A 23,167-nucleotide genomic window follows, 5' to 3' on the forward strand; every position below is an offset into this window, starting at 1 on the left:
TTAGGCGCGCATGTCTCGCGCGGAACCTTCCGTGGCTTTCTTACATGGCTTTCTTCCGTGGCTTTGCTGAAACGCTTGGTGCGAAACTTTGTGGCGGCGCTTGCAATCGGGCGCGGGCTGCACACACTGTGGCGCAGTGTACCCCCACCGACTGGATTGTCTCATGCGTTTGAAGATTTGTGGCCTGACCCTCGTTGCCTCGCTTGCCTTGAGTGGCTGCACCGAACCGGGAGCGGGCCCTCAAGGAGGCTTCGTTCAGACCCTGCCTGAAGAAATCATCGCCATGGCCGGACCCAATCAGGACCTCGATGCCGTGCGCGTGCGCGAGGATGGGTGCCTCTGGTATCGCCATCAAGGCCCCGTGGAGACCACAATGCTGCCCCTGCGCACGGGCGAAGGTCGCCCGATCTGCACACAGACCGCAGAGGGCTGATCCCTCAGCTCATCTCAGCTCTGGGCGGTGGCGTAGGTCTCGGACGGGTAGAGAACCGCCGTCGATCCAGTCTGCACCTTGCCGTAGAGCCCGTTGATATGGGCCATCACCATGCGCACGCAGCCCGAGCTTGCCCGCCCGCCGATAGACCGTGGGCTTGGCGTTCCGTGGATGCGCAGATAGGTGTCGCGATTGCCCACATAGAGATAGAGCGCGCGGCTCCCCAGAGGGTTGGTCGGCCCGCCCGGCACGCCATCGGCGAATTGTTCATATGTGGCTGGCTCGCGCTTGATCATGGACGCGGTGGGCGTCCAAGTGGGCCATTTGGCCTTGCGCCGGATCGTATAGGTGCCGGGCTCATAAAGGTTGCCGCGCGCAATCGCCACGCCATAGCGCATCGCAGTCCCTTCAGGCTCGATAAAGTAAAGATAGCGGGCAACCGCGTCCACATGGATATCTCCAGGGCGCAGGCCAGCATTCGCCTCCACCCGCGTGGGTAGGAAACGCGGTGCGATGCCCCAAGGGTTCGACGTCTCAGGCACGTAATTGGCGGGCGTGACGCGCGCATCCCATTTGGACCAGCTTCCTTGGGCCGAAGCAGACGCAGCGCTTGGAAGGATGCCCGGCAAAGCCGCTGCCCCGAAAAGCGCGGTTGATGTCTGGATGAAATGGCGTCTGGTCAGCATTGGGTCGTCTCTCCTTGCCCGTTTCGGGCGTCATATGGGCATTTTGAGCGTTATAGCCCAGTTTACGCCGATTCGCTGAATAACGGGCAAGACTCACGCAATTGTGCGGCTGAGGGTGGCGGATTGGCCATATTGGAGCGGCTCTGACGCATCAGGAGCGGGTGCTTGGCACGCAGATCGCCCCCAAGGTTCCCTTTGACGCTCACGGCCAAGCTGTGCAGTGTGATTGAAATTCATCGCGCGGGGTCATGCAGTGGCGCAACACGAGGTCTTTGGGGCCGCCGATCAACAAGCCGTGCTGAGGCGCGGCCGGGCGATGGCCGAAGTGCTCGGCGATGACCCCCGCTTCAGTTATTATGGCCGCGTCGTGGGTTTGGTCGGCCCGGATGACGGGCCTATTGATCAACTCGCGGCATTGTCCATCGTTCAGGGCAATTCGAACTATTCCGCCGTGCCAGCGCATCAGGCTGCATCGGTGGTGGCCGATCTGGAACGGCGCGGCCTTATCCCGATGCACTATGCCAAATGGGAGGGCGGCACCGAGAGCTTGGCGGCGACGCGCGCCGTGATAGACGCCTTTCCCCTGCCACAAGACTTGAGGTTGACCCGCCTGGAGGCCTCAACACCGGGTCACCACCTCGCATCCATGGCCGAAATGGCGTTGCGCTGCGGGGTATTGCCGCTCTGTGGTGAGGTTCTGCGCGGCCTCTACAAACCAGCCGTTTGCATGATCGCCCTCGACAAGGACGACAAGGTTGTGTCCTGCGCCGCCACGTCCGCCTTCGCGCAGGCCTCCCACGCCACACTTGGCCAGCAGGCATGGTGGGGGATGCTCGCCACCGATCCTGCGCGGCGCGGAGAGCGGCTTGCGCTCATTCTGGGCGCTCATGCGATGCTGGAAATGGAGGCGCGCTTTGGCTTTCAGGACGTCATGACCGGGGTGGAGCCGGGAAACGCACCGTCGGAGGCGCTGTGCGCCCGGATGGGGATGGCGCCGGGTGCGTTCGCAATCATCAGCTGCGCCGATCCGCGTGCGCTGACCTCGGGGCGCATGACGAAATAGCGCCTTTGAAGTCCGCTCTGGCAATACGAAGGGCTGGCCCGCGTCATTCAGGACGAAACCCCTGCCCGCTCAACTTTCGCTGAGCGCGACTTTCATATCCTTGACCATATAAATCACCTCACCATCCGCCTCAACGATGCCATCGGCCACACCCATCGTCAGGCGACGTGTCTGGATCGCCTTGGTGAAATCAATCTTGTAGGTCAGCATCTTGCGATCAGGCCGCACCATGCCCGTCAGCTTGACCTCACCCACGCCCAGCGCATAGCCCCGCCCCTGCCAGCCACGCCAGCCGAGGTTGAAGCCCGTAAGCTGCCACAGACCATCAAGGCCAAGGCAGCCGGGCATGATCGGGTTGCCGGGAAAGTGGCAATCGAAGAACCAAAGCGACGGGTCGATATCGAACTCGGCCAGAACATGCCCTTTGCCATGTGCGCCGCCATCGCCGGAAATCTCGGTGATGCGGTCCATCATCAGCATGGGCGGCTCGGGCAATTGCGCGTTGCCGGGGCCGAAAAGTTCGCCGCGCGCACATTTGAGCAGGTCTTCTTTTCCGAAAGAAGTGGGGTATTCGGACATGGAGGAGGCCTTTCTGGTGGTGTCTTGAATTGCTCCTCCCCCTCTAGCACCGCCCCCAGCACAGGAGCAAGCCCGCCGGAACGCGCGGAGGCATAGCAGCGGCCCATACGTGCCCTCGCAGCGTCACGGCGCGACATTTGAGAATTTTATTTGAAATCCACCCCCTAAGCGCCCTATATCTATCTCATGGAAGATATTGCTCAAAACACCCTCGCGGACGGCCCACTGACCCCATCCGAGCGCGGAACCGCGTGGCTGGCGGGGGCAGGGTTGCGCCCGACACGGCAGCGCGTGGCGCTTGCCGCCCTTCTGATTGGCGATGGGCAGCACCGTCACGTCACGGCCGAAAGCCTTTTTGGCTCGGTGCAGAGCGAGGGGGAAAGCGTGTCATTGGCCACGGTCTACAACACCCTGCGCGCGTTTTGCGATGCGGGGCTGATGCAGGAAGTTCTGGTGGACGGTGCCAAGAGCTATTTTGACACCAACACGCATGATCACCCCCATTTTTTCTGGGAGGATGAGAACCGGCTGACCGACGCGCCAGCGGATCAGCTTGAGATTACGCGCCTGCCCGATGCGCCCGAGGGGGCAGAGATTGCGTCAGTTGATGTGGTGATCCGCCTGCGCCGCCGCTGATGCGCGCAGCGAGTTATGCGCGCTTTGGCGCAGCCTCCGACGTTCTAGAAATCACCGAGATAGAGATGCCGACACCCGGCCCCGGTGAGGTGCGCGTGCGGCTGGCCTTCAGCGGCGTGAACCCGTCGGATGCCAAGGCCCGCGCCGGGGCGCGTCCCGGTGTGACCAAGCCCGCCTTCCCGCGCATCATCCCCCATTCCGACGGCGCGGGCGAGATCGATGCCGTGGGCGCAGGCGTGGACGCCGCGCGCATCGGCAGCCGCATTTGGATCTGGAACGGTCAGTGGCAGCGCGCCTTTGGCACGGCGGCGCAGTTTATCTGCCTGCCCAGCGCCCAAGCCGTGGATATACCCTCCAGCGTCTCTCTGGAAACCGGGGCCACTTTGGGTATTCCCGGCCTCACGGCGGCGCAGGTTGTCTTTGGCGGCGGCGATATCGCCGGCAAGACCCTGCTGATCTCTGGTGGAGCGGGTGCTGTGGGCCATAACGCTGTGCAACTGGCCAAATGGGGCGGGGCCAAGGTCATCGCCACGGCGCGCGGTGCAGGTCTGGCCCGCGCGCTGGAGGCGGGCGCAGATTCGGCGCTGGATTACACCAACGCCGATCTCGCGGCGGAAATTCTGGAAGCCTCAGGTGGTGGCATAGACCGCGCCATCGAGGTGGAGTTTGGGGCCAACATCCCGCTTCTGGCTGAAGTAATGCGCCCTCTTGGGACCATCGCGGCCTATGGCTCGGGCGCGGAGATGATGCCCACGCTGCCCTTTGGCCCGTTTCTCTTCAAGGCGCTCAAGATTGATATCACGCTGATCTATCTGCTGCCCGAAGCAGAGCGTGCGGTGATCATAGAGCGGTTGCACTCTGCGCTCACCACAGATGCGCTGCGACCAGCGATCCAAGCGGTGCTGCCGCTTGAGAACTGCGCCGAGGCCCATGACGCCGTGATGACGCCGGGCAGATCCGGCGCCATCCTGTTGGACATGGCTTAACCGATCGCCACGACCTCAATCGCGAAGGTCAGGTCTTTGCCCGCAAGCGCGTGATTGGCGTCAAGCGTCACTTCCGTTTCCGTGACCTCCACAACCGTCACAGGCATGACTTGCCCCTCTTGCGTCTGCACCTGAAGCATCGTGCCTGGATCGAGCGGGATATCGTCGGGGATACCCTCACGCGGCACGACTTGCAGCGCCTCGGGGTTGGTGGGGCCGTAAGCCTCATCGCACGGCACCTCGACCACTTTCTTGTCGCCAAGGGTCATGCCCGGAAGCGCCTTGTCGAGACCCGGAATGATCTGGCCCGAGCCCACCTCAAAGCGCAGCGGATCGCGCCCCTCGCTGCTGTCAAAGACGGTTCCGTCCTCCAGCGTGCCTTTATAGTGAATTTGCACAGTATCGCCGGGTTTCACCTCGGACATGGTCACTCCAGTTCTGATTGGGGGATGGGTTGCAAGGCCGCGCCGCGCGCAGGTGCTTGGATTCGCAACACGCTAACAAGCGTGCGCGCGGGATGCAAACCGGCCCTTCCATCGCCTCGCGCGCCGTGCAACTCTACGCGTCAAACACCCCCCGGAATTGCGCCAGAAGGGAAGGCCCGGATGCCCATCACCACCTGCATATTTGACGCCTATGGCACGCTTTTTGATGTGGCCGCGGCCGCCCGCAACGCCGCCGCCGAGCCGGGGCGCGAGGCGTTTGCCGCTAAATGGCCCACGATTGCCGAGCATTGGCGGCTCAAACAGCTGCAATATTCATGGCTGCGCGCGATCACGGGAGAGTATTGCCAATTCTGGCAGGTCACGGAAGAGGCACTTGATTGGACGCTGGAGGCCGAAGGGTTGGACGGGGACGCCGCTCTGCGCGACCGGCTTTTGCAACTATACTGGGAGCTTGAAGCCTATGCTGAAGCCCCGGCGATGCTCATGGCCCTGAAAAATGCAGGCCTGAACAGAGCGATCTTGTCCAACGGATCGCCCGCCATGCTGGGGGCGGCGGTGCATTCAGCAAAGCTCGGCGATCTGTTGGATGGCACCTTGTCGGTGGAATCTGTGCGCATCTTCAAGCCCGCCGCACTCGTCTATGACATGGTCGGCACGCGCTTCGGCTGCGCCCGCGACGAGGTGCTCTTTGTATCAGCCAATGGCTGGGACGCGGCGGCGGCGGCGGGATATGGCTTTCACGTCGCATGGATCAACCGCAAGGGCGAGCCTGTGGACCGCCTGCCCGCCCGGCCCGGCCATGTGCTGCCCGATCTCAGCGGCATTCCCGCCCTCGCAGCGGCGCTGTAATGGCAGGCTTTACCACTTCCGACGGGCTGCGCCTGCATTACACTGACGAGGGCACAGGCGATCCGGTCCTGTGCCTTGCGGGCCTCACGCGCAACAGCGCAGATTTCAAATTTGTCCTGCCGTTTCTTGCCGGGCACCGCGTCATCCGCATGGATTATCGCGGGCGGGGCCTGTCAGATCATGCGCAAGATTACATGACCTACTCCATCCCGCAGGAGGCGGCAGATGCCGTGGCCCTTATGGATCATCTGGGGGTGGCACGCGCCACGATCCTCGGCACGTCGCGCGGTGGCCTTATTGCCATGGTGCTGGCCGCAACTGTGCCGGACCGTCTCAACGGGGCAATCCTCAATGATATCGGCCCCGAGATATCCCCCGAGGGGATGGAGCGGATCATGGATTATCTGGGCACACGGCCCCGGTTCGCGGATTACGATTCTGCCGCCACGGGGCTCCGCACCGCTTATGCCACGCAGTTTCCCGGCGTGCCCGAGACACGCTGGCGCGTGCAGGCCGAGATGATGTGGTGCGAGGCCGAGGATGGTCTTGATCTGCGCTATGATGCCCGCCTGCGGGACGCGATGGTTGCGCAGCGGGATGCCGGGCCTGCGCCCGATCTCTGGCCGCTTTTTGATACGCTCGCGTCTGGCCCGCTGACCGTGATCCGGGGGGCGAACTCGGACTTGCTGACGGCCCAAACCCTCGCCAAAATGCACGCCCGCGCGCCCAGTATGCGCAGCGCCACGGTGCCGGATCGCGGCCATGTCCCGTTTTTGGACGAGGCAGAGGCGCTGGCGGCCATCCATGAGCATTTGAAGGATTTTGCATGAATATCGAGCGTATCCGCGCGGCGGCCACCCGGCTTGCGGGCCATGCCCGGCAAACCCCGCTCCTCGGGTCGCCCTTTCTGGACGAGATCGCCGGGCGGCGGGTCTTGGTGAAGGCGGAATGTCTGCAACATACCGGCAGTTTCAAATATCGCGGCGGGCGGGCGGCAGTCTCGGCCCTTGGCTCAGAGGTCCGCGCGCGCGGCGTGCTCGCGTTCTCCTCGGGCAACCATGCCCAAGGTGTGGCGCTGGCGGCCCGCGAAATGGGTGTGCCTTGCGTGATCATCATGCCGATGGATGCGCCCGCGCTCAAGATTGCCAACACGCGCGCCCTGGGGGCCGAGGTGATCCTTTATGATCGCGCAGGCGGCGAGAGCCGCGAAGCCTTGGGCGAGGCGGTCCGAACCGAGCGCGGCATGACCCTGATCAAACCTTATGACGAGCCGGAGGTGATCGCGGGCCAAGGCACCACAGGCCTTGAGATCGCAGCCCAAGCCGCGACGATGGGCATCCGCGCGGCGGAGGTTCTCGCGTGCTGTGGTGGCGGGGGCCTAACCTCCGGGATCGCGATGGCGCTGGAGGCGGACGCGCCCGAGATGCGTGTGCGACCAGTGGAGCCTGAAGGGTTTGACGACGTGGCCCGCTCGCTTAAATCAGGCCAGATCGAGAGCAATGAGGGTCCGGCGAAAGGCCTCTGCGATGCGATCCTGACGCCTGCGCCGGGCGAGATCACATTCCCCATCATGCAGCGCCTCTGCGCGCCGGGGATCGTGGTGAGCGACGACGAATGCCTGCGCGCCATGGCGCTGGCTTGGGGGCGGCTCAAACTGGTGGTGGAGCCGGGTGGCGCTGCTGCGCTGGCCGGTGCCTTGTTCCATAACGACAGCTTTGAAGGCGATACCGTGATTGCAACCATCTCTGGCGGCAATGTCGATGCGGATGTGTTCCAGACCGCGCTCACACGCTTCGGCACGCTCGTCTAGGGCGCCCCCATGCCTGCGGCGTACCCCCACGTGGACGCCCGCGCCCGGTTGCAAACATCCCCGCCCACCCGCATAACGGGATGAGCGCAGCCGCGCGCCGCCCGGAGCCTTGATGCAATCCCGCCTGCCCCTCCTCTTTATCCTGATGACTGTGACGATAGATTCCATGGGGATCGGCCTGATCATGCCCGTGATGCCGGATCTGATAACCGAGGTGAACGGCGGCACATTGGCCAATGCGGCGATCTGGGGCGGGATCCTCTCAGCCAGCTATGCGGTGATGCAATTTGTCTTCGGGCCAATATTGGGCAGCCTCTCGGATCGCTTTGGGCGGCGCAGGGTGCTGCTCGTGTCGCTTGCGGTGATGACGGTGGATTACGTTGTGATGGCGCTGGCGGGCTCAATCTGGCTTTTGCTCCTTGGGCGGCTCATTGGCGGGATCACAGCCGCCACGCAGGCCACCGCAGCCGCATACATTGCCGACATCACACCCGCCAATGACCGTGGCGCACGCTTTGGCCTCTTAAGTGCGGCGTTTGGGATGGGCTTCATCCTCGGCCCGCTCATCGGCGGCCTGTTGGGGGATCTGGGCACGCGTGCGCCGTTTTGGGCGGCAGCGGCCCTTGCGGGCGCGAACCTTATATTCGGGATGATCATCCTGCCCGAAACCCTAAAACCTGAGAACCGCCGCGCCTTCTCGCTTGCCCGCGCCAATCCGCTGGGCGCGCTGCGCAGCGTGCGCAAGCTGCCGGGGCTCGCGCCGCTTTTGGTAGTGCTTTTCCTCTATCAGGTCTCGTTTCACGTCTACCCGGTGATCTGGTCCTATTTCACCCAAGCACAGTTCAGCTGGGACCCCGGCATGATCGGCCTGTCGCTGGCCGCTTTTGGCGTCTCTATCGCAATCGTTCAGGCGGGGGTGATCCGCCTCAGCCTGCGCCACTTGGGCGAGGTGGGCACGGTCATCGCAGGGCTTTGCTTTGCGGCGCTGTCTTTTGTGCTGCTGACGGTTGTGACAAGTGGCGCACTGGCCCTTGCGCTTACGCCCATTGCGGCGCTTGCTGCCATTGCCACACCTGCGCTGCAATCCATCATGTCGGCCAAATGCGCCGATGATGCGCAGGGCGAATTGCAAGGCGTGATCGCCTCGGTCAATGCGCTCGCGCTGATCACCTCGCCCTTGTTGATGACAAGTGTGTTCGCAAAATTCACGAGCCCCGGCACAGCGTATTACCTGCCCGGCGCGCCGTTTCTGGCCTCGGCCGCGCTTTGCGTCTTGGGCCTTGCGCTTTTCCTGCGGGCGCGGCGGCGCAAGGGCTGAGGCGCGGGTCGTCTCAATTCCTCCTTGCAGCGGCGCGCGAATCCGGGTCAGCCTTGGGCAACAGCATACGGAGACATCATGCGCACAATCAAAGCCGCCGTTTGCCACGCCTTCTCCTCCCCTCTTGTGATCGAGGATGTAGCCCTGCGCGCCCCCCTTGCAGGCGAGGTTTGCGTCGATCTCTCCGCCGTAGCTATATGCCACTCGGATATTTCCTTTGCGGAAGGTGCGTGGGGCGGCTCTCTCCCTGCGGTGTACGGCCATGAGGCGGCGGGTCGCGTGAGCGCGATCGGCCCCGGTGTGCAGGGGTTTGCGCCGGGTGATCCGGTGGTGGTGACGCTCATCCGCGCCTGCGGGCAATGCGCAAGCTGTGGCGGCGGCGCGCCCACGGCCTGCGAAACGCCTTATGATGGCGACCAGGGGCCGCTGAAAACAGCCCAAGGCGGCATGCTCCATCAGGCGATGGCCTGCGGCGCTTTTGCCGAGGCGGTCGTGGTGGATCAAAGCCAGATCGTACGCATCCCCGAGGACATGCCAATGGACGCGGCGAGCCTCCTGAGCTGCGGTGTGATCACCGGCGTGGGCGCGGTGGTCAATTCAGCGGGCCTGCGCGCGGGCCAAGACGTGGTGGTAATCGGTGCGGGCGGCGTGGGTCTGAACGCGATCCAGGGCGCGCGGATCGCAGGCGCGCGGCGCATCGTGGCGGTGGATATGAGCGACGAGAAGCTGGCGACAGCGCAGGAGTTTGGTGCAACCGACGGCGTTTTGGCAACGCAGGGCAAGCCTTGGCAGGCCGCGCGCCAGGCGATGGGACGTGGGGCCGATGCGGTCATTGTCACCGTGGGTGCGATCCCGGCCTATGACCAAGCGCCCAAATACCTCGCTTCCGGGGGGCGCGTGATCATGGTGGGCATGCCCCATTCCGGCGCGCAAGCCTCGTATGAGCCGGTCAATCTCGCCGCAACGGGCCAGGGTATGATCGGCTCCAAAATGGGTGACGCGGTGATCCGGCGCGATATTCCGTGGATGATCGACCTCTATGCCCAAGGGCGGCTGAAGCTCGATGAGCTGATCTCGGGCCGCTGGGACCTTGCGCAGATCAATGAGGCCATCGCCGACACCAAGACCGGTGCTGCGCGGCGTAATGTCATCACTTTCGAGCGCACCTGAACCCCGGCCACCAAAGGAGCCCGCCATGCCCGAGATTTCCGCAACCCTGGACGAGGCAGGGCATGTTTTGCGCCTTGCAAATGCAAGCGCCGAAGGCGGCGATCTTAGGTTTCACGCGATCTGGCTACGCGACAATGCGCTGGACCCCGCGACGCGCGATCCGGGCAACGGCCAGCGGCTGATCACGCTTGGCGATATCCCAGAAGAAACCCACCTGACCGAGGCGCGGATTGAGGCGGGCCAAGTCCTCTGCCGGTTTGCCCCCGATGGTCACGCTTGCGCCTTTCCCATCGCATGGCTACGCGATCACGCGTATGACCATGCGCCCGCACGCGGGCCTGGCGCGCTGCCCGAGGGGGCCGAAACTTGGGATAGCTCCTTTAACGGGGACGTCCCTACCGAAGCCCTACCCGCGCTCCAATCGGGCGGCGTGGCTTTGCACACATGGCTGGACGGAGTGCGCCGATACGGCGTGGCGCGGGTGAGCGATATGCCTGCCGTGCCCGGCACACTCTTTGATCTGGTCGCGACCTTCGGCCATGTGCGCGAGACGAATTATGGCCGCCATTTCGAGGTCCGCACCGAGGTGAACCCCACCAACCTCGCCTATACGGGCCTCGGGCTTCAGGCCCATACCGACAACCCCTACCGCGACCCAGTCCCGACCCTCCAAGTGCTTGCCTGCCTTGAGAATTCTGCCGAAGGCGGGGAAAATATGGTGGTTGACGGCTTTGCAGTTGCGCAAAGGCTTTTAACCGAGGGCCCACGAGGCTTTGCGCTTTTGTCGGGCCACACCGCCCGTTTCGCCTATGCCGGATCGGGCGGTGTGAACCTCAAGTCCCGCCGCCCAATGATTGAGCTTGCCCCGGACGGCACGCTCCAAGCCATCCGCTTCAACGCCCGGTCTGCCGCGCCGATCACCGACGTGCCCTTTGCGGATATGCAAGATTACTACGCCGCATATCGCCGTTTCTCCATGCTGGTTGACGCACCCGAGATGCAGGTCAGCTTCAAACTCAGCCCCGGTGAGGCGTTCATCGTGGACAACACCCGCGTGCTGCATGCAAGGCGCGGATATAGCGGGGCCGGCAGCCGCTGGCTTCAGGGATGCTATGCCGACAAGGACGGGCTCCTGTCGAGATTGGCCGTATTGGAGGCAGAGATATGAGCACGCTCAGCACAGACACGATTGTGGAGTTCATCGGCGATATTTTCAAACGCCGGGGGGCGGAAAGTTATCTCGGGGAGAATGTCACCATGTCCGAGCATATGCTCCAAGGAGCCGCCCTCGCGCAGGCCGCGGGCGCGCGTGATGATCTGGTGGCCGGGGCATTGCTGCACGATATTGGCCACTACACCAACGAGTTTCCCGAAGACGCGCTGGCGCAAGGTACGGACAATCACCACGAGGAGGCGGGCGCGCGGGTGATGGACGGGTTTTTCCCGCCCATCGTGACCGATTGCATCCGCTGGCATGTCGCGGCCAAACGGTATCTTTGTGCGACGGACTCCGCCTATTTCGGGCAATTGTCCGAGGCGTCGGTGCAATCGCTGAACCTGCAAGGCGGGCCGATGAGCGATGCGGAAGTGATCGAGTTCGCCAAACAGCCCAACCTCAGGGACATCTTGCAAGTGCGCATCTGGGATGATCAGGGCAAGGTGCCGGGGATGGAAACACCTACGTTTGATGACTACGCACCAATGCTTCAACGCGTAGTCGATGCGCATGCAGGGGCCCACACATGAAACTGCAAGACCTTGATATCATTGTCACTGCACCGCCTGCGCCGGGCTGGGGCGGGCGCTACTGGATCCTTGTGAAGCTGACCACAGCTTGCGGCATCACCGGCTGGGGCGAGGTCTATGCCGCGTCCGTGGGACCGGAGGCAATGCGCGGTGTGATCGCGGATGTGTTCGCGCGCCATATGCAAGGCGAGAGCCCTGAAAATATCGAGCTGATGTTTCGCCGGGCCTATTCTTCGGGCTTCACCCAGCGGCCCGACCTGACCGTAATGGGCGCGTTCTCAGGGCTGGAAATTGCCTGCTGGGATATTTTGGGCAAGGCGCGCGACCGGCCCGTCTGGGCGCTTCTGGGGGGCAAGGTGACGCCCCGCGTGCGCGCCTACAGCTATCTCTACCCCCTGCCCCATCATGATCTGACCGCCTTCTGGTCCTCGCCTGAGATGGCAGCCGAAAGCGCTGTTGATCTGGTTGCACGCGGCTATACGGCGGTGAAGTTCGACCCCGCAGGCCCTTACACATTGCGCGGCGGCCATAGCCCGGCGCAAAGCGATATCACCCTCTCGGTGGCCTTCTGCAAGGCGATCCGTGCGGCCGTGGGCGACCGTGCGGACCTGCTCTTTGGCACCCATGGGCAGTTCACCACCCAAGGTGCGATCCGTATGGGCAAGGCTATCGCACCTTATGATCCGTTGTGGTTTGAGGAGCCTGTGCCACCTGATAACGTTGGTGCGCTGGCCCGTGTGGGGGCAGCCACGGGCCTGCCTATCGCGGTGGGAGAGCGCCTGACGACGAAGGCCGAATTCGCACCCGTGTTGCGCGATGGTGGGGCCGCGATCCTGCAACCCGCCCTTGGGCGCGCGGGCGGCATCTGGGAGATGAAGAAGGTCGCGGCGATTGCCGAAGTCTATAACGCGCAGATGGCCCCGCATCTTTATGCGGGCTCCATGGAGTGGGCCGCGAACGTGCAGTTCGCCGTCTCCATCCCCAATCTTCTGATGGCCGAGACGATCGAAAGCCCGTTCCATGATGCGCTGATCAAAGGCAGTATCCGTGTCGAGAACGGCTATATCGAAGCGCCTGAGGCGCCGGGCCTGGGCATTGACGTGGACGAAGATCTGGCCCGTGCGCATCCCTATACCGGCACGGGTCTGCATCTGGAAATGACGCAAACACCGTGCAGCTATCACGCGCCCAACGCCTTCACGGGAGGCGCGCCGCCCGAAGAGTGATCTAGGGTCGTTTGGAAAGAATGCCCTTAGGGCAGAAGGCCCAGCCAGACCCAAGCGCTCAGCACCGAGAGCGCTGTGCCGATCAGCACCGCCGAGGCCGCTACCCGCCGCGCTGCGCCATACATATTGGCGAAGATATAGGCATTCACCCCCGGTGACATGGCCGCGGTGATCACGGCCGAGCGCATGGCGGCATCGCTCACTTCAAGCGCCCCTCCGAGGGTCAGTGTGATCGCCGGATGCGCCACGAGTGCCACCGCGCAGACATAGAGGATGACGCGCAGGTCGCCCTCGGGACGGTAGCGCACCAGCACCCCCCCAAGGCCAAAGAGCGCCGCCGGAAGAGCCGCCGCCGCCAAAAGCGTGAACCCGTCGCGCAGAAACTCCGGCAAGGGCAGCCCGCTGAGGTTCACCATAAGGCCAAGCACGATACCGATGATCAGCGCGTTAGAGAACATCGCCTTGAGCACTTTTACCGCCACCTGTCCGCCGGGCGCGCCGCGCGCGCGGGCAAGCTCCATCGCGGTGATGCCAACGCCATAGCAAAACGGCGAATGGAGCGCGATGATGGCGAAGTTCGCACTCAGCGCGTCTGCCCCATAAGCCCGCTCGGTCAGGGGCAGGCCCAAGAGAACCGAGTTGGAGAAGAGGCAACAAAACCCGATGGCGATGGAATCCTCCCATCCGCGCCCAAAGATAAAGCGCGCACCAAGAAGGCCCAAACAGAAACCGCCAAACGCACCTGTGTAAAAGGCGGTGAGCAAGCGCCAGTCAAAGACCTGCCCCAGATCAAGCCGGGTGAGTGCGAGAAAAAGCAGGCAGGGGATCGCGAAATTCTGCGTAAACCGCATGAGCCCATCGACGCCCGCCTCGCTGAACCAGCCCTTCCAGACTGCGAGGTAGCCCGCGCCGATCACGACGAAAACCGGCAAGATGACGTCCAGAAGCGCTTGCATAGGGGTTAGAGTGCCACCCGCAGCACCATGCCGTCATAGGCCGGGCGCACGGTCTCGGGCAGTTCGGCCTCCAGCGTGCGATAATCCATATCCACATGCATATTGGTCAGCACGGCCGCTTTGGGAGCGGCGCGCGCGATCCATTCCAGCGTGCGCTCCAGATGCGCGTGGCTGGGATGTGGCGTGCGGCGCAGAGCGTCAACGATCCACGTATCCAGCCCGTCGAGAACCGGCCAGACATCCTCGGGAATTTCCGCCGCATCAGGCAGATAGGCGATATCGCCCACGCGAAAGCCAAGCGCGTCGATTGAACCGTGATTGACCTCAAAAGGCGTCAGCACAATCGCCCCGCCTGCGCCCTCAATCGTTACGTCGCCGTTGATCGTATGCATGTTGAGAATTGGCGGATAGGGTGAGCCTTCGGGCTGCACAAACGCATATCCAAAGCTGGAAAAGAGCTTGTTCTGCGTATCGCCATCGGCCCAGACAGGCAGCCGCTCGCGCCGGTTGAAGACGACCATGCGCAGATCATCCAACCCGTGGACATGGTCCGCATGCCCATGCGTGAAGAGCACCGCATCCAGCGTGCCGACCCCTGCGGTCAAAAGCTGTTGGCGCATATCGGGCGAGGTGTCGATCAACACGCGAGTGATGCCGCCCGGCCCTTCTTGCTCGATCATCATGGAGCAGCGCAGGCGACGATTGCGCGGCTCATTCGGGTCGCAATCGCCCCAAAGCCCGCCAAGGCGCGGAACGCCGCCCGACGAGCCGCAGCCAAGTATAGTGAAGCGGCGCTCAGAGACTGCATTGGACGTCATGATGCCCCCTCATAGGCCGCAGCCTTCCAAAAAAGCCGGTCAAAATTTGCCTGCGTCTGGGCTGCGAAATCAGCCCAGTCCATGCCGAACACGTCGGCCCCTTTTTGCGCGGTATGAACCGTATAAGCAGGCTCGTTGCGCTTGCCGCGATAGGGGGGCGGCGCAAGGTAGGGCGCGTCGGTCTCCACCAAGATGCGCTCCACCGGGGCGGCGGCGAAAATCTCGCGCAGCTCTGCGGATTTGGGGAAGGTGGCGATACCCGACATCGACAGATAAAACCCAAGGTCCAGCGCCGCCTCCGCCAATGCGGGCGAGGACGAAAAACAGTGCATGACGCAAGAAAACGCGCCCGCCGCATGCTCCTCACGCAGGATCTTTGCCATATCGTCATCGGCGGCGCGGGCATGGATGATCAAAGGCAGGCCCGTCCGGCGCGCGGCCTCGATATGCACAAGCAGGCTTTCACGCTGCACGGCGGCGCTCTCGGCGGTATAGTGGTAATCAAGCCCCGTCTCGCCAATGCCGACAAATTTGGGATGCGCGGCCAAGGTCACAAGCGCCTCCAGCGCCACAACACCCTCGTCTGCCACGCTCATAGGGTGGGTGCCTGCGGCATAGAACACAGGGCCATGCGCCTCGGCAATCGCACGCACCTGAGGCTCGCAGCGCAGCTTGGTGCAGATCGTGACCATCCGCGTGACGCCTGCGTCTACGGCGCGTGTCACCACGGCTGGAAGCTCCTCTGCGAAATCGGGGAAATCAAGGTGGCAATGGCTGTCTGTGATCTGGATCATGTCGCGCATATTGGCCCCGCCAGCATGGGGCAGGATCAGCCCGCCGCCGTCTTTTGAATGTTGAATACGGTATCTAGGACGAGGGCCGCAGGGTCAAGGTTCACCGCCCTGCCGCGACGCACACGCGCCAGCGTATCGGCACCACAATCGGCATAGGCGCGCGCCTCGGCCACACTCGGTGCGATGCGTGCGAGCAACGCCGCCTCGCCCGGTGCCGCCTCGGGGCTGGGGGGGGTGCCCGTTGTACCCGTGCGCGCGGCGCGGGCCAGAAAGAGATCAATCAGCGCGATCAGCAGGTCGAGCTTTTGCTCTGCGCCACGCCCTGCCGCCGCATTGGCCAGCGCCAACGCGCGGGGCCGATCAATCTGCGGCAATTGCGCAAAGAGGCCAATGATCTCGGCGTAGATCTCAAGCCCGCCTTGGAGCGTCATCTGCACCGCCGTGCCGACCGAGCCATCCGCCAGAACGGCAAGCGCCTCTTGCGCCGCACGAGTCTCTGGCAAAGCGACCTCGGCCTGAGCCAGTGCGGCGGCCATATCATCGGCCCCGAGGGGGGCAAGGCGCAACACCCGGCAGCGCGAGCGGATCGTGGGCAAGAGCCCTGAGGGCTGGTGCGAGATCAGCAGCAAAGTTGTGCGCGCAGGCGGCTCTTCCAACATTTTCAGAAGCGCGTTGGCAGCTTGGGTGTTCATTTCATCGGCGGCGTCGATGATCACCACGCGGCGGCCCCCATCGGCGGCGCTGAGATGCAGGAACTGCCCCAATGCGCGCACGTCATCGGCCACGATCTGATCACGCAGCCGCCCGGTTTTATCGTTCACACTCCGGCGGATGTGGAAAAGGCCAGGTTCCGCCCCGGCGGCCACACGGCGCGCGACCGGATGCTCGGGGTCCACCCCGAGCGACGTGTGCACGGGCGCGTCAAACATGCCGCCCGTCTCATCCATTGGCGTGGCCAGCAAAAACCGCGTGATACGCCATGCGAGCGTCGCCTTGCCCACGCCACGCGGTCCAGTGATCAGCCACGCGTGGTGCAACCGCTCGGCGCCGTAAGCCTCAAGGAAGGCCGCCTCGTGCGCGTCCTGCCCGATCAGGCGGGGCGTGTCGCGCGGATGGGGCGCGCCTTCAAGGCGGTCCGGCTCAGGCGCGTCGCTCATATCCCGCGCGCCTTCAAGGCTTTGCGCACACGGGCGGCCACATCTGCCTCGGAGCCAGTGCCGTCCACAACCTCAAAGCGCGGATGGGCGCGGGCAAGCTCAAGAAACCCGGCGCGCAGCCGCTCTTGCAGGCCCAGCCCAAAAGACTCAAACCGCTCCTCCCCGGCCCCGCGCCCAAGGGCGCGTTCCAGACCCGCCTTGGGATCAATGTCGATCAAAACGGTCACATCCGGCTCTTGCCCGATCATCAGATCATGGAGCGCATCGACCTGCGCGCGGATATCTTCGCCACGCAAGCCCTGATACATCCGCGTGCTGTCGGCAAACCGGTCACAAATCACCACCTGCCCCGCTGCCAGAGCGGGCTGGATCGTGCGCTCCAGATGGTCGTGCCGCGCGGCGGTAAAAAGAAGAAGCTCCGTCTCGGGCGACCAACGGTCGGCGGCCCCCTCAAGCACCAATGCGCGGATCTCTTCCGCACCCGAACTGCCCCCCGGCTCACGCGTGAGGATCGTGGCGCGCCCCTCGGCCTCAAGCGCCGCGTGGAGACGGCGCGCTTGGGTGGATTTACCGGAGCCGTCGATACCCTCAAAGGAAATGAACACGCCCGATTTAGGATCAGCCGCAGGCGAAGACACTGTCAAAGCGCGCCCTCGGGCCCCTGTTGCAGCCGCTTGAGCAGAAGGTTGGACACGGTTTTGAGCCGTACACCAAATCCGCCCCGCGCTACATCCGTGCCCGCCAGAAGCGGCACGCGCGCCTCGGGCAGACCTTCCGGACGGATCACCAATTCCGCCAGACGGTCGCCCGCCGCAATGGGGGCCTCGAACGGCCCGGCATAGATCACCTCGGCCTGCACAGTCTCTCCGCCCAGCACAGGCAAAAGCATGGTCACATCCTGCGCCGCCACAAGCGGCACCTGCGTTTTTTCTCCCATCCACACATCGGCGCGGGCAAGCTCCGCACCGCTTGTTATCAGCCGGTTCTCGGTGAATTGGCGAAAGGCCCAAGACACAATCGCCTCGGCCTCGCGCGCGCGGCCTGCTGCCGTCTCAATGCCGGAGATCACGAAAATCACCCGCCGCCCGTCCTGCGCCGCCGAGCCGACAAGGCCGAAGCCCGCCTCGCGCGTGTGCCCCGTCTTGAGCCCGTCCGCGCCGATGTTCAAACCCAAGAGCGGATTGCGGTTACGCGTATTTTGCGGCGCGCGCCCGTCAAAGGCGAACTCCGTCTCGGCGAACATCGGGTAATATTCGGGAAAGTCCTCAATGATCCGGCGCGCCAGCAAGGCCAGATCACGCATGCTCATCCGGTGGCCCGCTTCGGGCCATCCGCTGGAATTGGTGAAGACGGAGCTTGTCATCCCCATCTGCTGCGCGCGCTGGGTTGAGAGGCGCGCAAAGCCCGCCTCGGTTCCATCAGGGCTCAGCGCCTCGGCCAAAACCACGCAAGCGTCATTGCCGGACAGCACGATAATGCCGCGCAGAAGATCCTCGACGCTGACCCGGTCGGTGGTGTCGAGAAACATGGTCGAGCCGCCAAAACTCATCGCGTGCTCAGATACCGGCAGCTTCTCATCAAGGCTGAGCCGCCCATCGCGGATCGCCTCAAACGTCACATAAAGCGTCATGAGCTTGGACATGGACGCAGGCGGCAAAGGCACATCCGCGTTCTTGTTGAGAAGCACTGTGCCCGTACCAACATCCATCACAAAGGCCGAGCCTGCCTCTGTCTCAAACGCCTGGGCCGGGGCGGCGCTGGCGAGGATCAATGCGGCAAGACCCGCTTTCAAAGTGCGGAACATGGGCAGCTCCCGTTTCATGGCCTAGTTGGTCACAGCATAGGCATCGTCAAAGCCCACGCCCTTGATTTTCTTCAAAAGCGCCGCACGCTCGGAGGTCGAGGTGGCGGGGCCGACAACCACACGCCAGAAAGTCTTGCCTTGCGAGGATTGCTTGATCACGGTCGGCACCATACCCGCCTGTCGCATCGCGGTGGCGGTGTTGTTGGCGTTTTGCTCAACGCTGAAAATGCCGATCTGGATGAAGGGCCGCGTGAGGCTGCTGGCCGCGCGAGGTGCGGGGGCCGCGGCAGGAGCCGTCGCCGGTGTCGGGTCGGCTGTGGCCGTGCTGTCGTCAATCTCGGCGCTTTCAATCGCGGCGGCGGCGGCCCCGGCCACCGGATCAAGCGTGGTGGCTTCAATCTCTGCGGGGGTCAGCGCCTCAGCTTCTGGCGCGAGCTCACCTTCGGGCGTGGGGGCCGGGGCGGCCTCACGGCGCAGCGCGGTCACGTTGAGCTGACCTGGCGCGCCCGCGAGCATCCCGAGGGCTGCGGCGGCATCCGATGACATCTGAAATGCCGGGCCGGGTGCAGATCGCTCGCGCTTGAACAGCGCGCCGATCACGAATTTGGAATTGGCCGTGTTGCGGATGATCACCCGCTCAGGCTCGATCACATCAGGATGGGCTACCCAGACACCGCCAAGCGACGGCCGCCCGTCCCAGAGACCCATATCGGTTTTCTGGAACACATCAGGCGCTTCGACGTCGCGCTCGACCAGACGGGTCGACAATGTATCAGCCGCGTTCGCCTGTGCCTCGGGGCGGGTTTGAAACGCGCCCTCTAGGCCCTGACAGCCCGCCAAAGCCATCACAGCGGCGCTGCACAACAGCGCGACACGCCCCTGCCTGTAGCCCAGTTGTAGAGTTGTCATGCCCCTGCCCCTTGCCTTTAACCTCTAATGAAAGCCCATTTTAGGACCCCGCTCCGCCGGTTGGCCCGGCCTGTTATCGTCACACCAAATTGCGCGCGCAGACAGATCATAGCTGCAACCCATAGCCAAGAAAAGTCCGCAGACAATCATTCGGCGGAATTCCCCTTCTTTCGGGCCCCAAAGCACCACATCAGACAACACTTTCAGAATCGCTCAGGCCACGCTAGGGACAGTTTACGCGGAGGAGTGGCAGAGTGGTCGAATGCACCGGTCTTGAAAACCGACGTAGGTGAAAGTCTACCGTGGGTTCGAATCCCACCTCCTCCGCCACTGAGCATTGTTTAATTATCGTTATTTAATTTCAGCTGCTTTGCTGCGCAGCGTAATCCTGAACCACGCAGGCTCTGTCTCTATAAAGCGGCGCGCTTGAAGCGTTTAACACTTCATAACCCATTAAATTCAAATTTAGCTAACATATCAGACAAGCTGCGCGGCGATGCGACCACGGCTAGAATGCTAGATGGTGTTCAAGCCGCACAAAATATCTGTTGGTTTGAAACAGGAGTAACCTTCTTTCGTTTTCTCAAGACACCCGGTCTGGAATTGGCTTTGAGGTTGCCCCGCCCCTGTCACCTTGGCTAAACAACCTTGTCCGAACCATTGCGCCCGGAAGAAAAGGGGTCTATTTTCTGCGGGCGCAGTGCGATGCTGTTTAACGGCAAGCCTTTTAAATCTGATTAAGCTTGGAGTCATCTGGTTCACACATGAGCCGACTCTGACACAAGCTTGACCTGAAAGATGAAACGCCACATATCACCTCCTATCGTCAAAGGGACGTATATCTTTCGCTGGCCTTGCGTTAAGGCTCTGGAGATATCGCAGAGATATGACTTAGAGATTGGCTGAAAATGTTCCGTATCTTCAAGAAACGCGTATGCAATGCTTTGGCGTTGCAAAATACAACACAAGGTGCTCATCGCTTGACCGAGCACGACAAACGGCAACAGCTTCTCTCTTCACCAACCGGCAGACTGTTTAGCACGCTTGCGTCGCTAGATTTTGCCCCCACTCATATCGTGGACATAGGCGCCAATCATGGAAACTGGACCCGCACAGCTCGTGCCGCCTTTCCAGATGCTAATATCAGCGCCTTTGAACCACAAAATATGTTGGCAGACAAACATACAGATCTGGCACGCGACCCACGCATAGAGCTTCACTACAAAGGCGTTGGCGATTTTGATGGCACTGCACCCTTTACCATCCACGGGCGAGACGATAGTTCTAGTTTCATCTACTCCGCGAGCGAAGCAGAGGGTCAGGGTCTCACCCGGGGTGAGGTCGCAATATGCAGGCTCGATACAGCGATGGCTGAGTCCGCCTTTGGGGCGCCGGATATCGTAAAAATTGATGCAGAAGGCTTGGATCTGAACGTTTGCGAGGGCGCGCCTGAAACGCTCGCACAGGCTCAGATTTTACTGATCGAAGCGACTGTAGCTTGTCCAACATATCCCAACACAGCAAACGCTGTATTTGCAAAAATGGAGTCACTTGGGTATCGACTATTCGACATCACAGACCTGAATAGACTCCCAGAAAACGGTGTGTTGTGGTTGATCGAAGCCGTCTTCGTTCGGAAGGGCACGCAGCTTGATATAGCGTCCAAAGCTTATGACTGATAAATTTAGGGGTACATCGCAATGACGGCGCAACTCCGTGACCGTGAATTTTCCGCTGATGAACCAGTCAAGGTCTCAATTTGCGCTATTACCTTCAACCATCAAGACTATATCGCTCAATGCATTGAAGGCTTTTTGGATCAGGTTTCTGATTTCCGCATCGAGGTTTTGATCCATGACGATGCCTCGACAGACGGCACAGCCGATATCATTCGCGACTATGCCGCTCGGCACCCGACAATCTTTCGGACAGTTCTTCAGACCGTAAATCAGTACTCCAAGGGCGTGAATCCCTATTCAGCATATTTAATTCCCGATGCCGCAGGCAAATACATCGCATTTTGCGACGGCGACGATTACTGGTGCGACCCACACAAGTTGGCTACACAAGCAGCTGCTCTCGATGCTGAGCCGGACGTCGTTCTTACATATGGCCCTGCCCAAGGCATTTCAGAGGTTGGCGACCCGGTGCCGTATTTGGGAGGCATTACGCACGACCTATCCCCAGCGGCATTGAAGAAAGCGCCGCCGATCAACACGCTCACGGCCTGCTTTCGAAACGTATTTCGTGGCACCAAAGGCTCGCTGTTTACAAACACGGCCACAATTGGAGATCTCATGGTCTGGGGGATGTTGGGGTATCATGGTGGCGGGCGCTACCTAAGCAATCTAAAGCCCGCTTTCTATCGCATCCGTCCCGATGGTTTGCTTTCCATGAAGACACCCGAACGGCAAAACAGCATGACAGCGGTTGCGCATATGCACCTTGCTGCATACCACGAGGAACAATCCGACCCTGAGGCCGCCACCGCAGCCTTCAATGCGATGCTACAACATAGCGGGTCGCTCCTACACGATCTGCCCGCAGATCAAATAATACAGCACTTCGAAACACAACTGCGAGAAATGTCTCCGCGCCAGTTGTTCACGCTTTGGCGCCGTTCCGTTAAAAACAAACTGCTCGGAGGTTAAGGCCACCATGATGGATGATATCTTCGTAACCAAACCGTTTCTTCCGCCACTTGAGGACTTCACACCCTACTTGCAGGACATATGGGACACTGGAGTTTTGTCGAACTGCGGGCCATTCCACCAAGAGCTCGAAAGACAGTTGGCAGAATATCTTGGCGTTCCTCAAATCTCTCTTTTCAACAACGGGACTATTGCCTTGGTGACCGCCCTTCAGGCGATGGAAACCGATGGTGAAGTCATCACCACTCCGTTTTCATTTGTGGCCACCTCACATGCTGTTTTGTGGACCCGTCAAACCCCGGTCTTTGTAGATATTGAAGCAGACAGCATGAACTTGGACCCTGAAAAGGTTGAGGCCGCGATCACGCCACGTACCAAAGCAATTTTGCCGGTGCACTGTTATGGAAACGTTGCCCGCGTAGCGGAATTTGCCGACATCGCAAAGCGACACAACCTAAAGCTGATATATGATGCCTCACATGCGTTTGGGGTCGAAGATGCACAAGGGAGTATTTTGAATTACGGTGATTTGTCGACGCTCAGCCTGCATGCGACAAAGGTGTTCAATACTTTTGAAGGCGGGGCTATCATCAGCAAGACGCCTGAAATGAAAGATAAAATCGACAAGCTCAAGAACTTTGGCCACCAGGGTGAAACCAGTGTTGTTGCAACCGGTATCAACGGCAAGATGAGTGAGATCAACTCCGCATTTGGCCTCTTGCAACTCAAGCATATCGACGGCGTCATCAACCGCCGTGCGGAAATATCTACCCACTTCCGCAGAGAGATCGACACGATTAAAGGGCTCGACTATCCTGCACCTAGCCTGGGTGGAACCCGGCCAAACCACGCCTATTTTCCTATTCTAGTGCGACCAGATTATCATATGCATCGCGATGAGCTGTATCACTGGATGAAAAGCAAAGGTGTTCACCCACGACGCTATTTTTATCCTTTGATCACCGACTTCGACATGTACAAAGATTTGCCGTCCGCCAAACCAGAAAATCTACCCATCTCGAAATCTATTGCAGATCAAGTGCTCTGTCTGCCAATCTATCCAGACCTGAGCACGGCAGATATGTCCCGGATTGTTGATCTTCTTCGGCCCACATAAGATACCGCGTGAG

At 61.7% G+C, this 23,167-nt stretch carries 25 protein-coding genes and 1 tRNA gene; 16 read left to right on the forward strand and 10 right to left on the reverse strand.

What is annotated here, in order from left to right; all coding sequences use genetic code 11:
* Positions 1 to 163 precede the first annotated feature (163 nt).
* Positions 164 to 433, forward strand: a complete 270-nt coding sequence (locus KUD11_RS13850) for a hypothetical protein (protein WP_109384149.1) — start codon at positions 164 to 166, stop codon at positions 431 to 433.
* A 14-nt stretch (positions 434 to 447) separates the two neighbouring features.
* Here KUD11_RS13850 and KUD11_RS13855 read toward each other — a convergent pair whose 3' ends face one another.
* Positions 448 to 1,119 carry a L,D-transpeptidase gene (locus KUD11_RS13855; protein ID WP_109384148.1) on the reverse strand — a complete coding sequence of 224 codons (672 nt, stop codon included), beginning with the start codon at positions 1,117 to 1,119 and terminating at the stop codon, positions 448 to 450.
* Between the two features lie 226 nt (positions 1,120 to 1,345).
* Here KUD11_RS13855 and KUD11_RS13860 point away from each other — a divergent pair, with 226 nt between their 5' ends.
* Complete coding sequence (locus KUD11_RS13860) at positions 1,346 to 2,182, forward strand: GNAT family N-acetyltransferase (protein WP_109384147.1); 837 nt, start codon at positions 1,346 to 1,348, stop codon at positions 2,180 to 2,182.
* A gap of 69 nt (positions 2,183 to 2,251) precedes the next feature.
* Here the strand turns inward: KUD11_RS13860 and fabA are convergent, their stop codons facing one another.
* A complete protein-coding gene (gene fabA / locus KUD11_RS13865; protein WP_109384146.1) occupies positions 2,252 to 2,761 on the reverse strand; it encodes a bifunctional 3-hydroxydecanoyl-ACP dehydratase/trans-2-decenoyl-ACP isomerase in 510 nt (169 codons plus the stop codon).
* 186 nt (positions 2,762 to 2,947) lie between these two features.
* Between fabA and irrA the strand changes: the two genes are divergently transcribed.
* Both irrA and KUD11_RS13875 read left to right on the forward strand, forming a co-directional pair.
* Positions 2,948 to 3,397, forward strand: coding sequence for an iron response transcriptional regulator IrrA (gene irrA / locus KUD11_RS13870; protein ID WP_109384145.1), 450 nt, complete (start codon positions 2,948 to 2,950; stop codon positions 3,395 to 3,397).
* The gene (locus tag KUD11_RS13875) at positions 3,397 to 4,383 is read left to right on the forward strand and encodes an NADPH:quinone reductase (RefSeq protein ID WP_109384144.1); all 987 of its coding nucleotides are present in this window, start codon (positions 3,397 to 3,399) and stop codon (positions 4,381 to 4,383) included. The genes irrA and KUD11_RS13875 overlap by 1 nt, the downstream gene beginning before the upstream one ends.
* Here KUD11_RS13875 and KUD11_RS13880 read toward each other — a convergent pair.
* Positions 4,380 to 4,808, reverse strand: a complete 429-nt coding sequence (locus tag KUD11_RS13880; RefSeq protein WP_109384143.1) for an FKBP-type peptidyl-prolyl cis-trans isomerase — start codon at positions 4,806 to 4,808, stop codon at positions 4,380 to 4,382. The genes KUD11_RS13875 and KUD11_RS13880 overlap by 4 nt on opposite strands.
* A 180-nt stretch (positions 4,809 to 4,988) precedes the next feature.
* Between KUD11_RS13880 and KUD11_RS13885 the strand changes: the two genes are divergently transcribed.
* From KUD11_RS13885 to KUD11_RS13920, 8 genes are all read left to right on the forward strand, one after another.
* Positions 4,989 to 5,678: a haloacid dehalogenase type II gene (locus tag KUD11_RS13885; RefSeq protein ID WP_109384142.1), complete on the forward strand. Its 690-nt coding sequence runs from the start codon at positions 4,989 to 4,991 to the stop codon at positions 5,676 to 5,678.
* Positions 5,678 to 6,508: an alpha/beta fold hydrolase gene (locus KUD11_RS13890; protein WP_109384141.1), complete on the forward strand. Its 831-nt coding sequence runs from the start codon at positions 5,678 to 5,680 to the stop codon at positions 6,506 to 6,508. Before KUD11_RS13885 ends, KUD11_RS13890 begins: the two co-directional genes overlap by 1 nt.
* A complete protein-coding gene (locus KUD11_RS13895; protein WP_109384140.1) occupies positions 6,505 to 7,488 on the forward strand; it encodes a threonine ammonia-lyase in 984 nt (327 codons plus the stop codon). Before KUD11_RS13890 ends, KUD11_RS13895 begins: the two co-directional genes overlap by 4 nt.
* 145 nt (positions 7,489 to 7,633) lie before the next feature.
* Positions 7,634 to 8,806, forward strand: a complete 1,173-nt coding sequence (locus KUD11_RS13900; protein WP_397545220.1) for an MFS transporter — start codon at positions 7,634 to 7,636, stop codon at positions 8,804 to 8,806.
* Between the two features lie 78 nt (positions 8,807 to 8,884).
* Positions 8,885 to 9,976, forward strand: a complete 1,092-nt coding sequence (locus tag KUD11_RS13905; RefSeq protein WP_109384138.1) for a zinc-binding dehydrogenase — start codon at positions 8,885 to 8,887, stop codon at positions 9,974 to 9,976.
* A gap of 25 nt (positions 9,977 to 10,001) precedes the next feature.
* A complete protein-coding gene (gene tmpA / locus KUD11_RS13910) occupies positions 10,002 to 11,144 on the forward strand; it encodes a 2-trimethylaminoethylphosphonate dioxygenase (RefSeq protein ID WP_109384137.1) in 1,143 nt (380 codons plus the stop codon).
* Positions 11,141 to 11,722: a (R)-1-hydroxy-2-trimethylaminoethylphosphonate oxygenase gene (gene tmpB / locus KUD11_RS13915; RefSeq protein ID WP_109384136.1), complete on the forward strand. Its 582-nt coding sequence runs from the start codon at positions 11,141 to 11,143 to the stop codon at positions 11,720 to 11,722. Before tmpA ends, tmpB begins: the two co-directional genes overlap by 4 nt.
* Entirely contained in the window at positions 11,719 to 12,948 is a 1,230-nt protein-coding gene (locus KUD11_RS13920; RefSeq protein ID WP_109384135.1) for a mandelate racemase/muconate lactonizing enzyme family protein, read from the forward strand. Before tmpB ends, KUD11_RS13920 begins: the two co-directional genes overlap by 4 nt.
* 26 nt (positions 12,949 to 12,974) lie before the next feature.
* On the opposite strand, the gene KUD11_RS13925 is transcribed toward KUD11_RS13920, so the two are convergent.
* From KUD11_RS13925 to KUD11_RS13955, 7 genes are read right to left on the reverse strand one after another with little or no spacing between them, the layout of a single operon-like run.
* Positions 12,975 to 13,904, reverse strand: coding sequence for an AEC family transporter (locus KUD11_RS13925; RefSeq protein ID WP_109384134.1), 930 nt, complete (start codon positions 13,902 to 13,904; stop codon positions 12,975 to 12,977).
* A 5-nt stretch (positions 13,905 to 13,909) separates the two neighbouring features.
* A complete protein-coding gene (locus KUD11_RS13930; RefSeq protein ID WP_109384133.1) occupies positions 13,910 to 14,722 on the reverse strand; it encodes an MBL fold metallo-hydrolase in 813 nt (270 codons plus the stop codon).
* A complete protein-coding gene (locus KUD11_RS13935; protein WP_109384132.1) occupies positions 14,719 to 15,525 on the reverse strand; it encodes a TatD family hydrolase in 807 nt (268 codons plus the stop codon). The genes KUD11_RS13930 and KUD11_RS13935 overlap by 4 nt, the downstream gene beginning before the upstream one ends.
* A 26-nt stretch (positions 15,526 to 15,551) precedes the next feature.
* A complete protein-coding gene (locus KUD11_RS13940) occupies positions 15,552 to 16,673 on the reverse strand; it encodes a DNA polymerase III subunit delta' (protein ID WP_109384131.1) in 1,122 nt (373 codons plus the stop codon).
* Entirely contained in the window at positions 16,670 to 17,317 is a 648-nt protein-coding gene (gene tmk, locus KUD11_RS13945; protein WP_224380253.1) for a dTMP kinase, read from the reverse strand. The genes KUD11_RS13940 and tmk overlap by 4 nt, the downstream gene beginning before the upstream one ends.
* Positions 17,314 to 18,495, reverse strand: coding sequence for a D-alanyl-D-alanine carboxypeptidase family protein (locus KUD11_RS13950; RefSeq protein WP_397545221.1), 1,182 nt, complete (start codon positions 18,493 to 18,495; stop codon positions 17,314 to 17,316). Before KUD11_RS13950 ends, tmk begins: the two co-directional genes overlap by 4 nt.
* A 3-nt stretch (positions 18,496 to 18,498) precedes the next feature.
* The gene (locus KUD11_RS13955; protein WP_109384129.1) at positions 18,499 to 19,386 is read right to left on the reverse strand and encodes an SPOR domain-containing protein; all 888 of its coding nucleotides are present in this window, start codon (positions 19,384 to 19,386) and stop codon (positions 18,499 to 18,501) included.
* Positions 19,387 to 19,626: 240 nt separating this feature from the next.
* On the opposite strand from KUD11_RS13955, the gene KUD11_RS13960 reads away from it, so the two are divergent.
* From KUD11_RS13960 to KUD11_RS13975, 4 genes are all read left to right on the forward strand, one after another.
* A tRNA-Ser gene (locus KUD11_RS13960) sits at positions 19,627 to 19,716 on the forward strand.
* 578 nt (positions 19,717 to 20,294) lie between these two features.
* Complete coding sequence (locus KUD11_RS13965) at positions 20,295 to 21,065, forward strand: FkbM family methyltransferase (RefSeq protein ID WP_109384128.1); 771 nt, start codon at positions 20,295 to 20,297, stop codon at positions 21,063 to 21,065.
* A gap of 21 nt (positions 21,066 to 21,086) precedes the next feature.
* Positions 21,087 to 22,037 (forward strand): glycosyltransferase family 2 protein, encoded by a 951-nt coding sequence (locus KUD11_RS13970; protein ID WP_109384127.1) that lies wholly within the window; start codon positions 21,087 to 21,089, stop codon positions 22,035 to 22,037.
* A gap of 10 nt (positions 22,038 to 22,047) precedes the next feature.
* A complete protein-coding gene (locus KUD11_RS13975; protein ID WP_109387763.1) occupies positions 22,048 to 23,154 on the forward strand; it encodes a DegT/DnrJ/EryC1/StrS aminotransferase family protein in 1,107 nt (368 codons plus the stop codon).
* Positions 23,155 to 23,167 lie beyond the last annotated feature (13 nt).

The sequence above is a fragment of the Roseovarius carneus genome (assembly GCF_020141465.1).
GTDB lineage: Bacteria > Pseudomonadota > Alphaproteobacteria > Rhodobacterales > Rhodobacteraceae > Roseovarius > Roseovarius carneus.

Bases quoted from the DNA above. Each gene is read 5' to 3' on its own strand.
- KUD11_RS13855 (WP_109384148.1), bottom strand. From the start codon at position 1,119: ATGCTGACCAGACGCCATTTCATCCAGACATCAACCGCGCTTTTCGGG.
- KUD11_RS13925 (WP_109384134.1), bottom strand. From the start codon at position 13,904: ATGCAAGCGCTTCTGGACGTCATCTTGCCGGTTTTCGTCGTGATCGGC.
- KUD11_RS13890 (WP_109384141.1), top strand. From the start codon at position 5,678: ATGGCAGGCTTTACCACTTCCGACGGGCTGCGCCTGCATTACACTGAC.
- KUD11_RS13850 (WP_109384149.1), top strand. From the start codon at position 164: ATGCGTTTGAAGATTTGTGGCCTGACCCTCGTTGCCTCGCTTGCCTTG.
- KUD11_RS13905 (WP_109384138.1), top strand. From the start codon at position 8,885: ATGCGCACAATCAAAGCCGCCGTTTGCCACGCCTTCTCCTCCCCTCTT.
- KUD11_RS13895 (WP_109384140.1), top strand. From the start codon at position 6,505: ATGAATATCGAGCGTATCCGCGCGGCGGCCACCCGGCTTGCGGGCCAT.
- KUD11_RS13940 (WP_109384131.1), bottom strand. From the start codon at position 16,673: ATGAGCGACGCGCCTGAGCCGGACCGCCTTGAAGGCGCGCCCCATCCG.
- KUD11_RS13885 (WP_109384142.1), top strand. From the start codon at position 4,989: ATGCCCATCACCACCTGCATATTTGACGCCTATGGCACGCTTTTTGAT.
- KUD11_RS13920 (WP_109384135.1), top strand. From the start codon at position 11,719: ATGAAACTGCAAGACCTTGATATCATTGTCACTGCACCGCCTGCGCCG.
- irrA (WP_109384145.1), top strand. From the start codon at position 2,948: ATGGAAGATATTGCTCAAAACACCCTCGCGGACGGCCCACTGACCCCA.
- KUD11_RS13875 (WP_109384144.1), top strand. From the start codon at position 3,397: ATGCGCGCAGCGAGTTATGCGCGCTTTGGCGCAGCCTCCGACGTTCTA.
- KUD11_RS13975 (WP_109387763.1), top strand. From the start codon at position 22,048: ATGGATGATATCTTCGTAACCAAACCGTTTCTTCCGCCACTTGAGGAC.
- fabA (WP_109384146.1), bottom strand. From the start codon at position 2,761: ATGTCCGAATACCCCACTTCTTTCGGAAAAGAAGACCTGCTCAAATGT.
- KUD11_RS13930 (WP_109384133.1), bottom strand. From the start codon at position 14,722: ATGACGTCCAATGCAGTCTCTGAGCGCCGCTTCACTATACTTGGCTGC.
- KUD11_RS13935 (WP_109384132.1), bottom strand. From the start codon at position 15,525: ATGCGCGACATGATCCAGATCACAGACAGCCATTGCCACCTTGATTTC.
- tmpA (WP_109384137.1), top strand. From the start codon at position 10,002: ATGCCCGAGATTTCCGCAACCCTGGACGAGGCAGGGCATGTTTTGCGC.
- KUD11_RS13955 (WP_109384129.1), bottom strand. From the start codon at position 19,386: ATGACAACTCTACAACTGGGCTACAGGCAGGGGCGTGTCGCGCTGTTG.
- KUD11_RS13900 (WP_397545220.1), top strand. From the start codon at position 7,634: ATGACTGTGACGATAGATTCCATGGGGATCGGCCTGATCATGCCCGTG.
- KUD11_RS13880 (WP_109384143.1), bottom strand. From the start codon at position 4,808: ATGTCCGAGGTGAAACCCGGCGATACTGTGCAAATTCACTATAAAGGC.
- KUD11_RS13965 (WP_109384128.1), top strand. From the start codon at position 20,295: ATGTTCCGTATCTTCAAGAAACGCGTATGCAATGCTTTGGCGTTGCAA.
- KUD11_RS13950 (WP_397545221.1), bottom strand. From the start codon at position 18,495: ATGAAACGGGAGCTGCCCATGTTCCGCACTTTGAAAGCGGGTCTTGCC.
- tmpB (WP_109384136.1), top strand. From the start codon at position 11,141: ATGAGCACGCTCAGCACAGACACGATTGTGGAGTTCATCGGCGATATT.
- KUD11_RS13970 (WP_109384127.1), top strand. From the start codon at position 21,087: ATGACGGCGCAACTCCGTGACCGTGAATTTTCCGCTGATGAACCAGTC.